At 56.0% G+C, this 15,374-nt stretch carries 12 protein-coding genes; 11 read left to right on the top strand and 1 reads right to left on the bottom strand.

Annotated elements, in window-relative coordinates:
• Positions 1 to 5: 5 nt before the first annotated feature.
• From addA to U8T64_RS00170, 8 genes are all read left to right on the top strand, one after another.
• Positions 6 to 3,509: a helicase-exonuclease AddAB subunit AddA gene (gene addA / locus U8T64_RS00205; RefSeq protein ID WP_322179788.1), complete on the top strand. Its 3,504-nt coding sequence runs from the start codon at positions 6 to 8 to the stop codon at positions 3,507 to 3,509.
• Positions 3,510 to 3,890: 381 nt separating this feature from the next.
• Positions 3,891 to 5,210, top strand: coding sequence for an alpha-L-fucosidase (locus tag U8T64_RS00200; RefSeq protein ID WP_322179786.1), 1,320 nt, complete (start codon positions 3,891 to 3,893; stop codon positions 5,208 to 5,210).
• Between the two features lie 92 nt (positions 5,211 to 5,302).
• Entirely contained in the window at positions 5,303 to 6,052 is a 750-nt protein-coding gene (locus U8T64_RS00195) for a copper homeostasis protein CutC (protein WP_322180466.1), read from the top strand.
• Complete coding sequence (locus U8T64_RS00190; protein ID WP_322179784.1) at positions 6,049 to 8,505, top strand: transglutaminase domain-containing protein; 2,457 nt, start codon at positions 6,049 to 6,051, stop codon at positions 8,503 to 8,505. Before U8T64_RS00195 ends, U8T64_RS00190 begins: the two co-directional genes overlap by 4 nt.
• Positions 8,506 to 8,590: 85 nt before the next feature.
• Positions 8,591 to 9,112: a nitroreductase family protein gene (locus U8T64_RS00185; RefSeq protein WP_322179782.1), complete on the top strand. Its 522-nt coding sequence runs from the start codon at positions 8,591 to 8,593 to the stop codon at positions 9,110 to 9,112.
• A 101-nt stretch (positions 9,113 to 9,213) separates the two neighbouring features.
• Positions 9,214 to 10,605, top strand: coding sequence for an extracellular solute-binding protein (locus tag U8T64_RS00180; RefSeq protein WP_322179780.1), 1,392 nt, complete (start codon positions 9,214 to 9,216; stop codon positions 10,603 to 10,605).
• A gap of 9 nt (positions 10,606 to 10,614) precedes the next feature.
• Positions 10,615 to 10,920 carry a hypothetical protein gene (locus tag U8T64_RS00175; RefSeq protein WP_322179778.1) on the top strand — a complete coding sequence of 102 codons (306 nt, stop codon included), beginning with the start codon at positions 10,615 to 10,617 and terminating at the stop codon, positions 10,918 to 10,920.
• Between the two features lie 313 nt (positions 10,921 to 11,233).
• A complete protein-coding gene (locus tag U8T64_RS00170; protein WP_322179776.1) occupies positions 11,234 to 12,223 on the top strand; it encodes a LacI family DNA-binding transcriptional regulator in 990 nt (329 codons plus the stop codon).
• Between the two features lie 144 nt (positions 12,224 to 12,367).
• On the opposite strand, the gene U8T64_RS00165 is transcribed toward U8T64_RS00170, so the two are convergent.
• Positions 12,368 to 13,246: an aldose 1-epimerase family protein gene (locus tag U8T64_RS00165; protein WP_322179774.1), complete on the bottom strand. Its 879-nt coding sequence runs from the start codon at positions 13,244 to 13,246 to the stop codon at positions 12,368 to 12,370.
• A gap of 138 nt (positions 13,247 to 13,384) precedes the next feature.
• Here U8T64_RS00165 and dtd point away from each other — a divergent pair, with 138 nt between their 5' ends.
• From dtd to U8T64_RS00150, 3 genes are all read left to right on the top strand, one after another.
• Positions 13,385 to 13,840 (top strand): D-aminoacyl-tRNA deacylase, encoded by a 456-nt coding sequence (dtd, locus tag U8T64_RS00160; protein WP_322179772.1) that lies wholly within the window; start codon positions 13,385 to 13,387, stop codon positions 13,838 to 13,840.
• 10 nt (positions 13,841 to 13,850) lie between these two features.
• Complete coding sequence (locus U8T64_RS00155) at positions 13,851 to 14,207, top strand: VOC family protein (RefSeq protein ID WP_322179770.1); 357 nt, start codon at positions 13,851 to 13,853, stop codon at positions 14,205 to 14,207.
• 210 nt (positions 14,208 to 14,417) lie between these two features.
• A complete protein-coding gene (locus tag U8T64_RS00150) occupies positions 14,418 to 15,326 on the top strand; it encodes an acyltransferase domain-containing protein (RefSeq protein WP_322179768.1) in 909 nt (302 codons plus the stop codon).
• Positions 15,327 to 15,374 lie beyond the last annotated feature (48 nt).

Below are 15,374 nucleotides of genomic sequence, written 5' to 3'. Positions count from 1 at the left end.
GCGCGGTGGCGGAAAACAGATGGACAGAGAGCCAGCAGGACGCCATTTCCGCCCGCCGGGGGACGGTGCTGGTAGCCGCCGCGGCGGGCTCCGGCAAAACGGCGGTGCTGGTACAGCGGGCCATTGAACGGCTGACAGATCCGGAAAATCCCACCTCCGCGGACAGGCTGCTGATCGTCACCTTCACCAAGGCCGCGGCGGCGGAAATGCGGGGCCGACTGGAAAAGCGGTTATTTGAGCTTCTGCGCAAAAACCCCGGCGATCCCTTGCTGCGCCGCCAAAGCCTGCTGCTCTCTCAAGCCCATATCGGTACAGTAGACAGCTTCTGTGCGGAAATGCTGCGGGAATTTTTCCATCTGCTGGAGCTTTCCCCGGATTTCAAGATCGTATCGGACAAGCAGGAGGAAGAGCTGATCTCCGAAGCGCTGAACGAGGCCCTTTCCGAGGCCTTTCAGCAGGGCGGGATCACCGAGCTGGCGGACGCTTTTACCGGGGAACGGGACGACAGGCGGCTGATGGAAATGGCCCTTACCCTCTACCGCTTCATGCAGTCTCACCCCTTTCCGGAAAAGTGGCTGCGGGAAAAAACCGCGCTGTATACCGGGGGAGACTCTTCCCAGTGGGAAGAAGTGATCCTGCGGTACGCGGAGGAAACAGCGGAGCACTGTGAAAGCCTGTGCGCCGCCGCTTTGGAGGAAGCCCTGGAGGGCGGCGAGGTAGGAGCCGCCTTTTCCGACGCTCTCACGGCGGACCGCTTGGAATTTTCCCGCCTGCGGGAGCTTGCCGGGAAGAAGGATTGGGACGGGGCAGCCTGTTTTCTGGAGAGCTTTTCCCCGAAACGGAGAGGCCGGCTGACCGGCTTTGAGGAGGACCCTCTCCGGCGAAGGCTGGAGGCGGTGCGCAAGGAATGCAAGCGGGCGGTGGAGGAGCTTTCCCGCAGTCTGTTCGGCAGCAGGGAGCAGTGCGGGGCAGAGCTGCTGGCCGCCGCGCCCCTTCTGGAAAGCTTGATGGAGCTGACCCTGGATTTTTCCCGGAGATACGATGAAAAAAAGCGGGAAAAGAATTTTCTGGATTACAGCGACCTGGAGCATTTCGCCATTCGCCTGTTTCTGACCCCGGAAGGGGAAAAGACCCAGGCGGCAAAGGAAGTGAGCGCCAGGTTCGATGAGATCATGATCGATGAGTATCAGGACATCAACGAGGTGCAGGATTCCCTGTTTCGGGCAGTGTCCCAAAATTCGGACAATCTATTTATGGTGGGGGACGTAAAGCAAAGCATTTACGGCTTTCGCCGGGCCATGCCGGAGATCTTTCTCCGGTGTCGCCGCTCCTTTCAGAAATATGACCGGGAGAAGGACGGCTACCCCGCTTATTTGGTATTGGACCGAAATTTCCGTTCTCGCCGGGAAGTGACCGATACGGTGAATTTTGTGTTTTCCCGTCTGATGTCCCAGGCGGCGGGAGATATGGATTACACCGGGGAGGAGCGGCTGGTCTGCGGCGCTTCCTATGAGGAAAAGCAGGGCTGTGAAACAGAGCTTGCCCTGCTTTCCCGGCCTGCCTCCGTGCCCGCGGAAACAGCAGAGGGGGAATGGATCGGCAATCGAATCCGGGAAATGGTAGAGTCTGGTTTTACGGTCACTGAAAATGGCCGGGAACGGCCCTTGACCTACGGCGATTTCTGTATTTTGATCCGCAGCGCCAATCAGCACGCTCATGCCTATGCGGTAGAGCTGCAAAAGCTGGGGATCCCGGCAAAGGCTTCTGTGACCGGCGGCTTTTTTTCCGCCGCCGAGATCGGCGTAATGCTTTCCTTTTTGCAGGTGATCGACAACCCCAACCAGGATATTCCCCTTCTGGCGGTGCTGATGAGCCCCATTTACGGCTTTTCCCCGGACGATACGGCCCGGCTCAGAGAGAAAAGGAAAGAGGAGTCGATCTATGTTTCCCTTTTGCGGTCGGCAAAGGGAGAGGAGCGCTGCGCGAAGCTTCTGCGGGAGCTTCGCGAGTACCGAAGTCTGGCCGCCACCATGCCCTCCGACGCCTTTCTCACCTATCTCTATGAGAAAACCGGTTACCCCGATATGGTGCTGGCCATGGAGGACGGCGGGGATCGCATTCAAAACCTGCGGCTTTTGCAGGCCTATGCCCGGGAATATGAGGACTCCGGCTATCACGGAATATCCGGCTTTGTCCGGTTTCTGGATAAGCTGCGGCGGAACGATTCCGATCTGCAGGCGGCGGAGGCCCCGCCGGAGCAGCGAAACGCCGTGTCGATCATGAGCATTCACAAATCAAAGGGGCTGGAATTCCCTGTGTGCATTGTGGCGGGCTGCGGCCGGAATTTTGTTTCCGACCAGCGGGCCGATGTGCTGCTGCACCCCGAATTGGGCTTGGGGGTAAAGCTGCGGGATCCAAAGCGCTCTGCCCGGTTTACCACCACAGCCCGGGAGGCCATTTCGCTGGAAACTGCCCGTTCCGCGGCGGCGGAGGAGCTTCGGGTGCTGTATGTGGCCATGACCCGGGCTAAGGAAAAGCTGATTTTGGTGGGCTCCGGCGAAGCCATGGAAAAAAAGCTGGAACGGCTGGCCGCGGAGGTAACGCCGGAGGGGATTTCCCCCTATACGGTGCGAAAGGCCAAAAACGCGGCGGAATGGCTGCTGTTATGCGCCTTGTGCCACCCGGACGGCCAAGAGCTGAGAAGCAGAGCGGAAGCCGCCTTCGGCATTGTCTGCCGGGAGGACTACTCTCCCTGGCGGATCACCTTGGAGGAATACGAGCCCTTGCCCGGGAAGGAAGTTCCGGAGGAAGAAGCGGAACCGGCGGCGCCCGATGAAGATTTGTACCGGCAGCTGAAGAGAGAGATAGAATTTTCCTATCCCCAGGAAGCTTCCCTGGGGATCCCCGTAAAGGTGGCGGCCTCCAAACTGGCGGCAGAGCAGGGCGGCAGAAGAGAGCTGACCCTTTCCCGCCCCGCCTGGATGGGCGAAAAGGGAATGACCCCCGCCGAGCGGGGCATCGCCCTCCATGAATTTATGCAGTTTGCGGATTTTCAGGCAGTGCTGGAGGATCCCCAGGCAGAGCTGCGGCGGCTGGTGGACTGCGCGTACCTGACCCCTGAGCAGGCAGACGCCGTAGAGGTAGAACGGGCAAAAGCCTTCTTGAAAAACGACCTGGGCCGGCGGGTGCTGGCGTCTGAGGAAGTACAGCGGGAACGGCGTTTTACCGCCATGATCCCCGCCTCTCTGGCGGAGCCTGATCGAAAGGCTGGCGCGGAGGAAGAGGTAGTGCTGCAGGGCGCGGTGGACTGTACCTTCACAGAGGGCGGAAAGCTGCACATTATTGATTTCAAAACAGATCGGGTAAAAACCATGGAAGAGCTGTGGGAACGCTATGCCACCCAGCTCCACTTGTACGCCGCCGCCATGGAGCGCGTCTCCGGTATGGAGGTAGGAGAGCTGTTCCTCTATTCCACCCACCTGAACGAAGCGAGGGGGATTAGTAATTAGTAATTAGCAAGGAAGGGCAGGAACGATAAATTGGAATTTAGAGGTTACTCGCTCGCTTCCCTCTGTCATCCTGAGCGAAGCGAAGGATCTCGTCCTTTGCCCTTTTACTCAGGAAGTAAGGACGAGATTCTTCGTCGCTATGCTCCTCAGAATGACAAGAGAGAACTAGCTGCTAAACTATAATTTAGCGGTGTCCCTGCGGTCGGGTCAGAAATCATTTTCCTGCACTAAGTAGGGGCATGAGTGGCCGCGGCGCCTCGCCGCTAAACTATAATTTATTTCTTCTCGCGCTCCAGCCTGAACCCCCAAAGAAATTTTCATTGCACTCTTTCCTGCCGTATGCTATATTGAGGATAGCATACGGCAGGGAGGAGTTTTTTTATGTTTCAGTTTGACAGAGCGGAGTACGAAAAGCGTATGGCCTGGTATACGGAAGCCAGGTTCGGTATGTTTATCCACTGGGGGCTTTATGCCATTCCGGCCAGGGGGGAATGGGTGCGCAGCACAGAACGGATCCCCAAGGAAGAGTACATGAAGTACTTTGAGGAATTTGACCCGGTGGATTTTGATCCGAAAAAGTGGGCGCGTACCGCAAAGGAGGCCGGTATGAAATATGTGGTGCTCACCGCAAAGCACCATGACGGCTTCTGCTTATTTGACAGCCAATATACGGAGTTTAAGTCCACCAATACAAGGTGCGGGCGGGATCTGGTAAAGGAATACGTGGAGGCCGTGCGGGCCGAGGGGCTGAAGGTGGGGCTGTATTTTTCCCTGCTGGACTGGTACCACGAGGATTACCCCCATTACCACGATGCCCATCACCCTATGCGGGACGACCCCGCCTATGAGAACAGCGGGCGGAATTTTGACCGCTATCTGGAATACCTGCACAACCAGGTGCGGGAGATCTGCACCAATTACGGAAAAATCGATGTCCTCTGGTTTGATTTTTCTTACGGCGAGGGGCCCGACGCCCTGCGGGGCGAAGCCTGGAGGGCCTCTGAGCTTGTGGAGATGGTGCGTACCCTTCAGCCAGGTGTGATCATCGATAACCGCCTGGAGGTCAGCGGAGAAGGCTTCGGCTCCCTGTGGGAGGGAAACCCCACCCCTTATCACGGAGACTTTGTCAGCCCGGAGCAGATCATTCCGCCCAACGGCCTGCTGGATAAAAACGGAAACGACCTGGTGTGGGAGGCCTGTGTCACCATGAACAACAACTGGGGCTACTGCCAGAACGACAGGTTCTTCAAGCCCTCCTCCATGCTGATCAAAAAGCTGGTGGAATGCGTTTCCAAGGGCGGCAATCTCCTGCTGAACGTGGGGCCGGACGCCAAGGGCAATATTCCCCCGCAGTCCATGGCGATCCTTTCGGATATCGGGGATTGGATGAAGCTCAATTCCAAAAGTATTTACGGCTGCGGCAAGGCGGGAATGGAAAAGCCGGATATGGGCCGCATTACCCGGAAGGGCAATAAGCTCTATTACCATCTTTTTGAAAACACCGTGGGCTGTATGCCGCTGATAGGACTTCGCAGGGAGGAAGTAAAAGAGATCCGTTGGCTGGCAACCGGGGCGGAAGTGCCGATCGCCAAGGGCTGGATCTATGACAATTACCCCGATATCGTGTTTGCCGACCTGGGGCCGGATCCGGTACTGCCCGACCCGGTAGACACGGTGCTGGAGGTCACTCTGGCGGAATGAGGGGGGAAGCTTCCCCCGCGGCACAGCCGCTTAAATAAAAGAAAGGAAGGCCTTTTCCGGAGCTTTTGGAAAGGTCTCAGGTTTTGAGAACCATGGAAAAAATTCTGGAGGTCTGTGTAGACAGCCTGGAATCCGCTTTGGCTGCAAAGGCAGGGGGGGCTTCCCGTCTGGAGCTTTGCTCCAACCTGGTGATCGGCGGCACAACGCCTTCTCTTTCCCTGTTACGGGCCGCAAAACGGGAAACAGAGCTACCGGTTCATGTTCTGCTCCGGCCCAGATTTGGGGATTTCCTCTATACGGAGCGGGAGTTTTCTCTGCTGCTGGAGGACGCCGCCGCCCTGCTGGAAAACGGCGCGGATGCTTTGGTGTGCGGATTTTTAACGCCTGACGGAGAGTTGGACGGCCCTCGTATGGAGCGGCTGGTCTTCCTTGCCCACAGCGCGGGAAGAAAATTTACCCTGCACAGGGCCTTTGATGTATGTAGGGACCCCTTTTCCGCCTTGGAGCGCTGCAAGGAATGGGGAGTAGATACGATCCTGACTTCCGGCCAGGCCCCCTCCTGCCTGGAAGGAGGGGCACTTTTGGAGCAGCTTTTTCCCAGGGCGGGGAAAGTTGAGCTTCTCCTGGGGGCCGGAATAACTGCGGCGGCTATCCGCGAGCTGCGGCAGAGACTGCCGATGGCCCACAGCTTTCACATGAGCGGAAAACGGGTGCTGAGCAGCAAAATGTGTTACCGGAAGCAGGGGGTCAGCATGGGGCTTCCCGGTATGAGCGAATTTGAAATTTGGCAAACGGAGGAAAACGCTGTCCGGGAAGCCTGGAAGGAGCTGGATCGAGCATGAGCTTGTCTGAACGGTTGAAACGCTATACCCATCGCTTTTGGCAGGAAAGAAGAGCATTCGTGGGAGAAAAAGCGGACGGAGTTTTAGCGAGCTGCCTGCCGGAGGAACGGGAGTATTTGGAATTTGTCCTGGCAACACTTCCACTGTCCGATTTAGGGGACTATGAGCCGGAACTGTTTTTAAGCTTTGTGCGAAGCGCCATGCGGGCAAGAGAGGAATTTCCCTGGTGTGCGGCGCTTTCAGAGGAGCTTTTTCTTCTGGGCGTGCTGTATCCCCGGATCAATACGGAAGAGCTGGCGGCTTGTCGCGATCTGTTTCACGACGCCTTAATAGACCGGGTGAAGGGCCTTTCTCTGAAAGAAGCCATTTTGGAGGTGAACCGCTGGTGCGCAGAGGAGGTTACCTACCGCTCTACCGATGACCACACGGCTTCCCCTTTGGCGGTATACCGCTGCGGCTATGGGCGGTGCGGGGAGGAATCCACCTTTGCCGTGAACGCCTTCCGCAGTGTGGGGATCTGCGCCCGGCAGGTCTATGCGCCCTTCTGGTCTCATTGCGACGACAACCACGCCTGGGTGGAGGTGTTCGATGGCAAGGCCTGGCGCTATTTGGGTGCCTGCGAGCCGGAGCCGGAGCTTGACAGGGGCTGGTTCACCAGCGCGGCTTCCCGTGCCATGTTGATCCATGCAAGAGCTTTTTTGCCCGGGGAACCGGCAGATTTTTCCTTCCTGTTTCCGGAAACGGATCCCGCTGATTTGTGGGCGGAGCACGGAGTAGTGTATGAGGCCGTTACCGCCCGATATGGGGAAACAAGGCCCTTTACGGTTTTTTTGAAGGACGACCGTGGAACTCCCCTTTCGGAAGGAGTGGTGACCTTTTCCATTCTGAATATGGCACGGTTCTTTCCCATTGCAAGGAAGCAGGCCGGAGAAAACGGCGCGGCCCAACTGCCTCTGGGGCTGGGCAGCATCGCCGTTTCCGCAGTATGGGGCGAGCTTTCGGCGGAAGCGCTCGTCGATACCTCGGAAACGGAGGCTGTGGAGCTGGTGCTGCAAAGGCGGGTGGTTTCCGGCGGAGAGGCGGTTTTGCAGGAAGCAGCCTTTTTGGCTCCCGCCGGCGCGCAGGGCTATCCCGCGCCGCTGACGGAAGATGAGCGGAAAAAGCGCCGGGAATGGCTGGATTCCGCCGCTCTGCTTCGAGAAAAAAAGCAGCTTCGTTTGTCTCAGCGGCCTGTGGAAAGCAGAACCCAGGAGGAGCAGCGGATCCTTTCCCTGCTCACGGAAAAGGATCGCGCCGGTGGAATCCGGCGGGAGATACTTCAGGACAGCTTTTCGGCCCTTTCCTGGGAAGCCTCCTATCCCCGGGAGGTTTTTGAGCAGGGCCTGCTTTCTCTCCGGATCGGTCTGGAGCCGCTGCGCCCCTGGCGGGAGAAGCTGGCGGCGGCCTTTTCCCCGGAGGAACAGGGAGAATTCCGAAAGTTCCCCGAAAAAGTATGGGAGTGGATCGGGCGGCAGATCCGGGAAGCGATATGCTACCCGGCCCTTCCGGCCACACCCTGGGGAACCTTTCAGCTGCGGGCGGCCAATCCCACAGGAAGGGCTGTGCTGTTCTGCGCCCTGTGCAGAAGCCTTGGAATTCCCGCCCGGCTTTCCCCGGTGGACGGAACGCCGGAATATTACCGGGAGGGCTGGCGAAAAGTCAGCGGAGAAGAACTCTGCGGTACCCTGTCCCTTACCGCGCCGGAGGAGCAGGAAGCGCTGTGCGGGCAGAATTATTCCTTGAGCCGTTTAGAGCGGGGAGGGGAAGTGTTTCTTACTACGGCGGACCTTTCCCCAAAGGAAAGTGCGGAGATTTCCCTAAGGCCCGGCAGCTATCGGCTCCTTACGGTGAGCCGCATGCCGAACGGAAACCAGCTCAGCCGCCAGCTTGTGTTTTCTCTGGCGGCAGGAGAAGCCCGGCGGTTTTCCCTTTCCTTCCGGGAGGGACAGATCTCCGATATGCTGGAATCCCAGGGCTTGCCGCCTTTTTCGCTGAAGAGCGGAGAAGGGCAGACGGTAAACAGCGGCGAGCTGCTTCAGGAAAGCCCCGCTTCCATTTTCTTTTGGCTGGAAGCCGGGCGGGAGCCAACGGAGCACATTCTAAACGAGCTGCGGGAATCCGCCCAGGTCTTTGAGGCCGCCGATTGCGCGCTGCATTTTCTGCTGGAAAGCCCGGAGCAGGAGGGAGACCCCACCCTGCAAAAAACTCTTCCGCTGCTGCCGAAAGCCCGCCTCTGGCAAGGGGATTTTCAGGACACGGTGCCCCTTCTGGCACGCCGGATGTTTGTAGACCCGGAAAAGCTGCCTCTGGTGATTTTGGCAGATCGTAAGGGGAACGGTCTTTACGCATGCAGCGGTTACAATGTGGGCACCGGAAAGCTTCTTCTGCGGCTGCTGGCAGAGCTTGACAAGTAATTTTGCTTTACAAATAAACCGAGTCCTATCAGGGCCTGTAACGATACAGGCCCTGTAAAACAAAAAGAAGAAAGGATGCTGACCTATGGAAAACAAAATGCTGGAGCTGCTCAAAACCCGGCGCAGTGTACGGCGCTATCAGCCCGTTCCGGTGGAGCGGGAAAAGCTGAACGCCATTTTGGAGGCGGGCACCTATGCCCCCACTGGCATGGGAAAGCAGTCGCCGGTGATCGTGGCGGTGGAAAGCCCGGAAAACCGGCAGGTGGTACAGGAGCTGAACTGTCGGGCCAGAGGCAGCGCGGGAGACCCCTATTACGGCGCGCCGGTAATTTTGCTGGTGCTGGCAGATCCGGAAATCCACACCTGTGTGGAGGACGGCTCCTGCGTGCTTGTTACCATGATGCAGGCGGCCCATGCCCTGGGCCTTTCCTCCTGCTGGATCCACGGTGAGCGGGAAATGTTCGAGCTGCCGGAAGGCAGGGCGTTTCTGAGAAAGCTGGGCCTGGCGGAAACTCTGCGGGGCGTAGGCTCCCTGGCCCTGGGCTACGGTGACGGCCCCGCGCCTCAGCCGAAGGAACGGAAAAAGGATTATATTGTAAGGGCGTAAAAAGTACGTTTGCGCTGCTGGGCTCCGGTCTTGTATTTTCAACCCTGTCCGGTTATAATAAACAGGAAAGTAGCTTGGCTCTAAAAAGAAAGGAATTTGCTATGAAGTGGAAAAAGGCGGCGCTTTTGCTTTTGGCAGCGCTGATCTGTATGAATGCCTTTGCGGGGTGCGGCAAAACGGAGGAGGAAGCGCCTTCGGAGACTCCGGTCAGCCTGAAAAACGACGGCAGAAAGGTCACGCTGGTGCTGGGAGAGCTTTTGGGCGAAAGCCGGCGGATCGCGGTACTGGAAGAGATCGCGGAGAAATACCAGGCGGATTTTCCCAATACCAGGATCGAGGTGCGCTCCTTTTCAGACGCGCAAAGCCTGAAGGCCGCCATGGAGGCCGGGGAAGTGGATATCGGTGAGGTGCCGGGTGAAGAGCAGGCCTCTTTTGTGCGGGACGGCGTTTTACTGGACTTTTACCCCTACCTGCTGGCCTGGAAGGAAAGCGCCACCCTGACCCAGGCGGCAAGAACAGTGGCGGGCTCCATGGGAGCAAGCCGGGCCTATCTGCTTCCCAGTGAATTTCTACAGGATATTCTCTACTACCGGGCCGATTGGTTCGAGACTTATAATGAGGGCTTGGAGCCGGATCAGAAGGTATACTGCCGCACCTGGGAGGAAATTGCCGGGGGTCCCAACGCCAACGGTACCATCATCACCGGGGCGGTGGAGCAGCTGGGAGAGCGGGGCAGGCTCGCCTTTGCCGGAAAAAACAATCTGCTGCGGTATTTTGACGCTATGGTGTGGAGCTCTCTGCACCAAAACCGGCTGGCCGACCCCGGCGCAGGCTATTTTTCCGTTGCCGATGAGGGGAAGTCCATTTTTTCCACAGAAAAGGCGTCCGCCGCCGCAGAGGAATTCACCAGAGTTGTAAACGCCGCTGTACAGGGGGCGCTGGACTGGACGGAGGAAGAGGCCGTCAAGGCCTTTCAGGAGGGAAAGGCCGGGCTGCTGCTGGCGGACCGTTCCGCGGCGGAAAGCTTGCGGGCCTCCATGCCGGAGGGCTCCTGGGCGGTAGAGCCCTTCCCCAGGGGTTTGAGCGGAACGGCGGCACTTTCTCCCAATTCCTTTATGGGCTGGGGGATCTCAGCCTCGGCGAAGGAGCAGGAGATCGCCGCGCATTTTCTCACCTTCCTGTCAAACGCGGATAACAATACCCACCTCTCCAGGGAGTGCGGCTCCCTGCCCATTCATTTGGGCGCGGCGGCCATGGAGGATTCCCTGACCGAGGGGGACCTGGCGGCGGAGCTTACCATGGCCGCCAGCGGAGACCGCTACCGCTATGCCTTTGAGCCCACAATGTACAAAGCCTATACGGGCTACCGGGAAGAAGCGGAGGAAAAGGTTTCTCAGTTTGCCCGGGGCGAGCTTTCCAAAGCCGACCTGCTGAGCTATCTGGACGATTATTGGAACACCGCCTGCGCGGAGGAAGGAAAGCTGTGGAAATAGTTTTATAAATTGGAATTTGGCGGCGAGCTGCCGCTGGCACTCGTGAAGCTACTTAGTGCAGGAGGACAGCTTCTGACCCGACCGACGGCGATTTGCTTATTCTCCTCCTGTCATTCTGAGCAAAAGCAAAGCAAGCTTTGCTGCCGCGAAGAATCTCGCCCTTCGGGTCTTTTAAAGGGCTTTAAGGACGAGATTTTTCGTCACTTCGTTCCTCAGAATGACAAAGAGGAAAGTGATCGGCGTACCAATAAATTCTGGGGCGTTGCAAGTAACACAAAGCGTTGCTTGCAACGCCACTTTTTGGTAATCGAATAAGAAAGCAACACCGCACAATACAACGTCTAATGCTTTAGTCGTGATTGTACGGTGTTGCTTTTAAAAATCTTGAAATAATATAATAATATTGGTAGATTTTCGTGAAAAAGCCTATTTTTAAGGGCTTTTACAAATTTTAAATTAAACGTTTAACCAAAACCGAGTATACGAGCCGTGTGCTTTTCTGTCAATACTTTTTTTGCAATTCCACAAAAGATTTTTTCTTCCTTGGAGTTTTCTGCGCACTATTGTATAATAAAAAACAAAACTTAAGAGGCGTTCTCGAAGCCTTGGCCGGGGAGGCAGTTTTATTATGGGCTGTACAATAAAGGATGTGGCAAAGGCGGCCAATGTTTCGGTGGCAACGGTATCGTATGTTATCAACAAAACAAAACCCGTCAGTAAGGAGACGCGAGAACGAGTGCTGAAGGCTGTGGCGGAGCTGGGATACATGCCAAGCTCCGTAGCCAGAAGCATGAAGGGGAAGAAAAGCCGCACGATTGGCTATATATCGCCTACCTATTCCACAAAATTTTATTCCAACGTTTTTTCGGTGTGTGGGGCGGAGCTTGCGAAAAGCGGCTACAGAATTTTGGGAGCAAGCAGTAATTTTGACCTTGAAACGGAGCGGCTTCTTATCAACAGCACCTTAAGCCGCGGAGTGGTGGACGGGCTCATTGTATTTACTTCGGCGCAAAACACCGAAGAGCTGGAAAAGGAACTACCGAAGGATTTCCCCAGTGTAATATTGGACGCGCACTTTCCCTTTTCTGCCGATGGGATCACCCATACCTTTGCGGACGCACTTTCGGAAACGGTTTCTTATTACCAGAGAAACGGTCACAAAAAGGCGGCTCTTTTTTCAGGAGTGCCGGGATTAAGCTCTGTACAGGAGCAGCGCAAAGCTTTTCAGCGGGCGCTGAAACATTATGATATGCCCTGTGACACTGAGCTTTATGATGGTGAAATGCCCAGAACGAAAGAGGCGGTTTTGCAGTTTGCCGAGCGCAATCACTGCACTGCTTTGTGCTTTATCGATTTTGACCGTATGTTCAATATGTTTTACGACGCGAATACGCAGGGGATCCTGATACCACCGGAATTTGACGTGGTGTGCGGCAGTGAGGACGAGACCGACTATATGCTTCAAACATCAATTCCGCGAATCATCGTACCGACTAAGGACATTGGCGTGCTGGCGGCAAAGCAGATCCTTTACCGCATCAAGGAAGAGGAAAGTGGTATGAACCGCGTTCAGGCACAGCGCATTATTCTGCCCTGCGGACTGAGATACCCACAGTAAACGGATCGGAAGCATATCTGTTTTCCTGTGCTGCCGCAATAAAAAAGCCACCGGCACATACAGGCATTACGCCGATATGTGATTCCGGTGGCTTTTTGTTGTTTATAGATTTTCCCCTACAAGGAGGCACTGCTTTCAATCAGATCACAAGATTTTTGTGGAGAACGAAAACTCCGCGGTTCCGCCCGCGGGAAGGAAGGTCATGCCCTTTTTCTGCTCGAAGGTGTCGTCCTCGTCTGTGCGGGTGGCACAGCCCGTCCAGGGCTCCAGGCACACATAGGGGCCATCGTTTTGAGCCGACCAGATCCCCAGCATGGGGAAGCCGGAAAAATCCATTTCCACGCCCCTGCCCGTTTTCGGGTTTACCAGCTGTACCTTGGAGGAGCGCAGGTTTTCAAAAATCAGCGCGTCCTCATAAAAAAGCGAATGCCGCAAGGGGATCTCCCGCTGGTTTTCCAGGGTAAAGGCGGTTTTTCCGGGATCGATGAGCCCCTTTCCCATCACGATGGCTGGACAACGCTGGGTTTCCGGCTCTTCAAAGAGGATCACATAGTCCTCAAAGGCGGCGGTTTCGTTTACGGGAAGGTTGAAGCCGGGGTGGCCGCCAATGGCGAAGGGCATCACCTTGTCCCCGGTGTTTTTCACGGAAAAGCCGGTTTCTATGCCGTTTTCCAGCAGGGTATAGGTCACGGTAAGGGAAAACGCGAAGGGGTATTGCTTTTTTGTTTCAAAATCGGAGGAAAGGCACAGAGAAATTCGCCCATCTTCCTGGTTGACCGGGGAAAATTCCCGGTGGCGGGCAAGACCGTGCTGGCCCATCTGGAACCACTCGCCGCCGATTTTTGCCTTGCCTTCCCGCAGTGCGCCCACCATGGGAAACAGCACCGGGGCGTGGCCCTTCCAGTAGCTGGGGTCGCCTGTCCAGATGTACTCAAAATTCTCCGCGTTCTTCAGGGAGATCAGCTGCGCGCCCAGAGAATCCACCTGGGCGGTGAAGGTATCGTTTCTGATTTCATAGATCATAATTTTGCCTCGCTTTTCACAAGGAATAGGTGTTACCTTCATTATAGCAAATTTTTTGGGAAGATACAATCGAATCCGGTTTGCTTTTTAGTTTGCGGTATGTTAGGATACCCTTAAGGACAATTTAGGGGGGATTTCATGCGGGCAGTGATCCAGCGGGTACAGGGTGCTCAGATCACCATAGACCATGGAGAGACCCGGGAGATCGGGCAGGGACTTACCGTGTTTTTGGGGGTACTGGAGGGAGATACGGAGAAGCAGGCGGATTTTCTGGCAGAAAAGATCCGGGAGCTGCGGATCTTTTCCGATGAAGTCGGCAAGATGAACCTGTCCCTGCTGGACATCGGCGGGGAAATGCTGGTGGTCTCCAATTTCACCCTGAGCACCGATTGCAAAAAGGGCCGCCGCCCTTCCTTTGACCGGGCCGCGCCTCCCGTGGAAGCAAAGGCCCTGTATGAGCGGTTTGTAGAGCAGGCAAGGACAGGCGGTGTAAAAAAGGTGGAAACCGGCGAATTCGGCGCTCATATGGACGTGCTGGTGCAAAACGACGGCCCTGTTACTATCATCATCGATACGGAAAAAATCGGAAAATAGGAGGGGCAGCATGAAGCTCGGAGAGGTGTGCCTGCTGACGGAGGACGTGAGAAGGCTGGCGGATTTTTACAAAAAGCTTTTGCAGGTGGAAAACGGCAGCGAGGACGAGACCCATCAGTGTATCCTTGCGGAGGAAACGATGCTGACGGTTTACCACGACGGCGCCAAGCGGGAGAAAAATTTCCAAAATATCCAGCTTGCCTTTACGGTGGAGGATCTGGACGCCGCCTATGAGCGGGTCAGGGCACTGGGAGCGAAGGTGGTGGAGCCGCCCGCGAAAAGGCCTTGGGGCGCGGTGAACATGAGCTTTTTAGACCCGGACGGGAATTTGCTGTTTTTCAGAAGCTTTCCGGAGAAACAGCCCTAAGGCAACGCCGCGCAAAGATTGTGCGCAAGTTGTACAGTCAGATTTTTCGTCAGAGTGCACAGATTGAGTGCAGCCAATCTTGCGATTGGCAACGAAAGCTGTGTGCTATGACGGAAAATATGCAAGCAAATTGTGTACAAAGGCCTCTGGCCGGTCTTTGTGCGGTGTTGCCTTAAGCTTATTTGCTTTTTCAGAAAGGAGAAACACGTTATGAACAAGGATTTTTTACGGCTGCTGATGGAGAAAACCGCTTTTCCGGAGGAGGCCCGGACAGAGCTCTTGAAAAACGCCGATACCCTTACCGCCGCCGGGCAGGAGGAGGCGCTGGACGGCGCGGTGGAGTTTTTTTACGACAATGATTTCAGCATTTCCCTGTCGAAGCTGCTGATCGAAGAGATCGCGGCAAAGGCGGGGCTTTCCCCCTACACGGTATGGCTGTTGTTCCTGGTAGAGGCGGCAATTCCGGTGCGGGAGGCCTTCGCCGCCGAGGGGCTCCCGGAGCAGATCTTCTGGGACACCTTCTCCGACCTGCGTTATAAGGTGCTGGAATGCAAGGAGGTACAGGGCGTATGGGGCAATTTTGTGGCCTTCTGGTACCCCATTTTCTATTCCCGGGATATTGTAAAGCTGGGCAGGCTGGAATATGAAAACGTCACCTATTCCGAGGATATCCCCTATGAAAAGAACGGGTATACCGTAAAGAAGGGGGATAAGGTAAAAAGCATTCATATCCCCGCCAGCGGCGAGCCCTTTGATGAGGCGGCCCGGCTTGCTTCCTACAAAAAGGCCTATGCGTTTTTTCAGGACGAATTAAACGGTGGCCCCCTGGTGTGTGTTTGCCATTCCTGGCTTTTGTACCCGCCCTATGGGGAAATTTTATCCCCCACCTCCAATATTGTGAGCTTCCAGCGGGATTTTGATATTACAGGCCAGGAAGCAAGTGAAGAGTTCGATGATTCCTGGCGGCTGTTCGGCGGGGACTATAAAAAGCCCCTGGAAGACCTGCCGGAGCGTACCTCCATGCAGCGGGCCTTTAAGAATTACCTGCTGGCGGGCGGCAAGGCCGGAGAGGGAAGAGGCGTCCTGATTTTTGACGGGGAGAAAATTGCCAATCGCTGATTTGTTTTCGGTCGTTTTCCATGGAGCGCAACGGAAAATTGCGGAAAC

Source organism: Neglectibacter caecimuris (genome assembly GCF_034335015.1).
In the GTDB taxonomy this organism is placed as follows: domain Bacteria; phylum Bacillota; class Clostridia; order Oscillospirales; family Acutalibacteraceae; genus Acutalibacter; species Acutalibacter caecimuris_A.
This window is presented reverse-complemented; position numbering and strand designations above follow the sequence as displayed.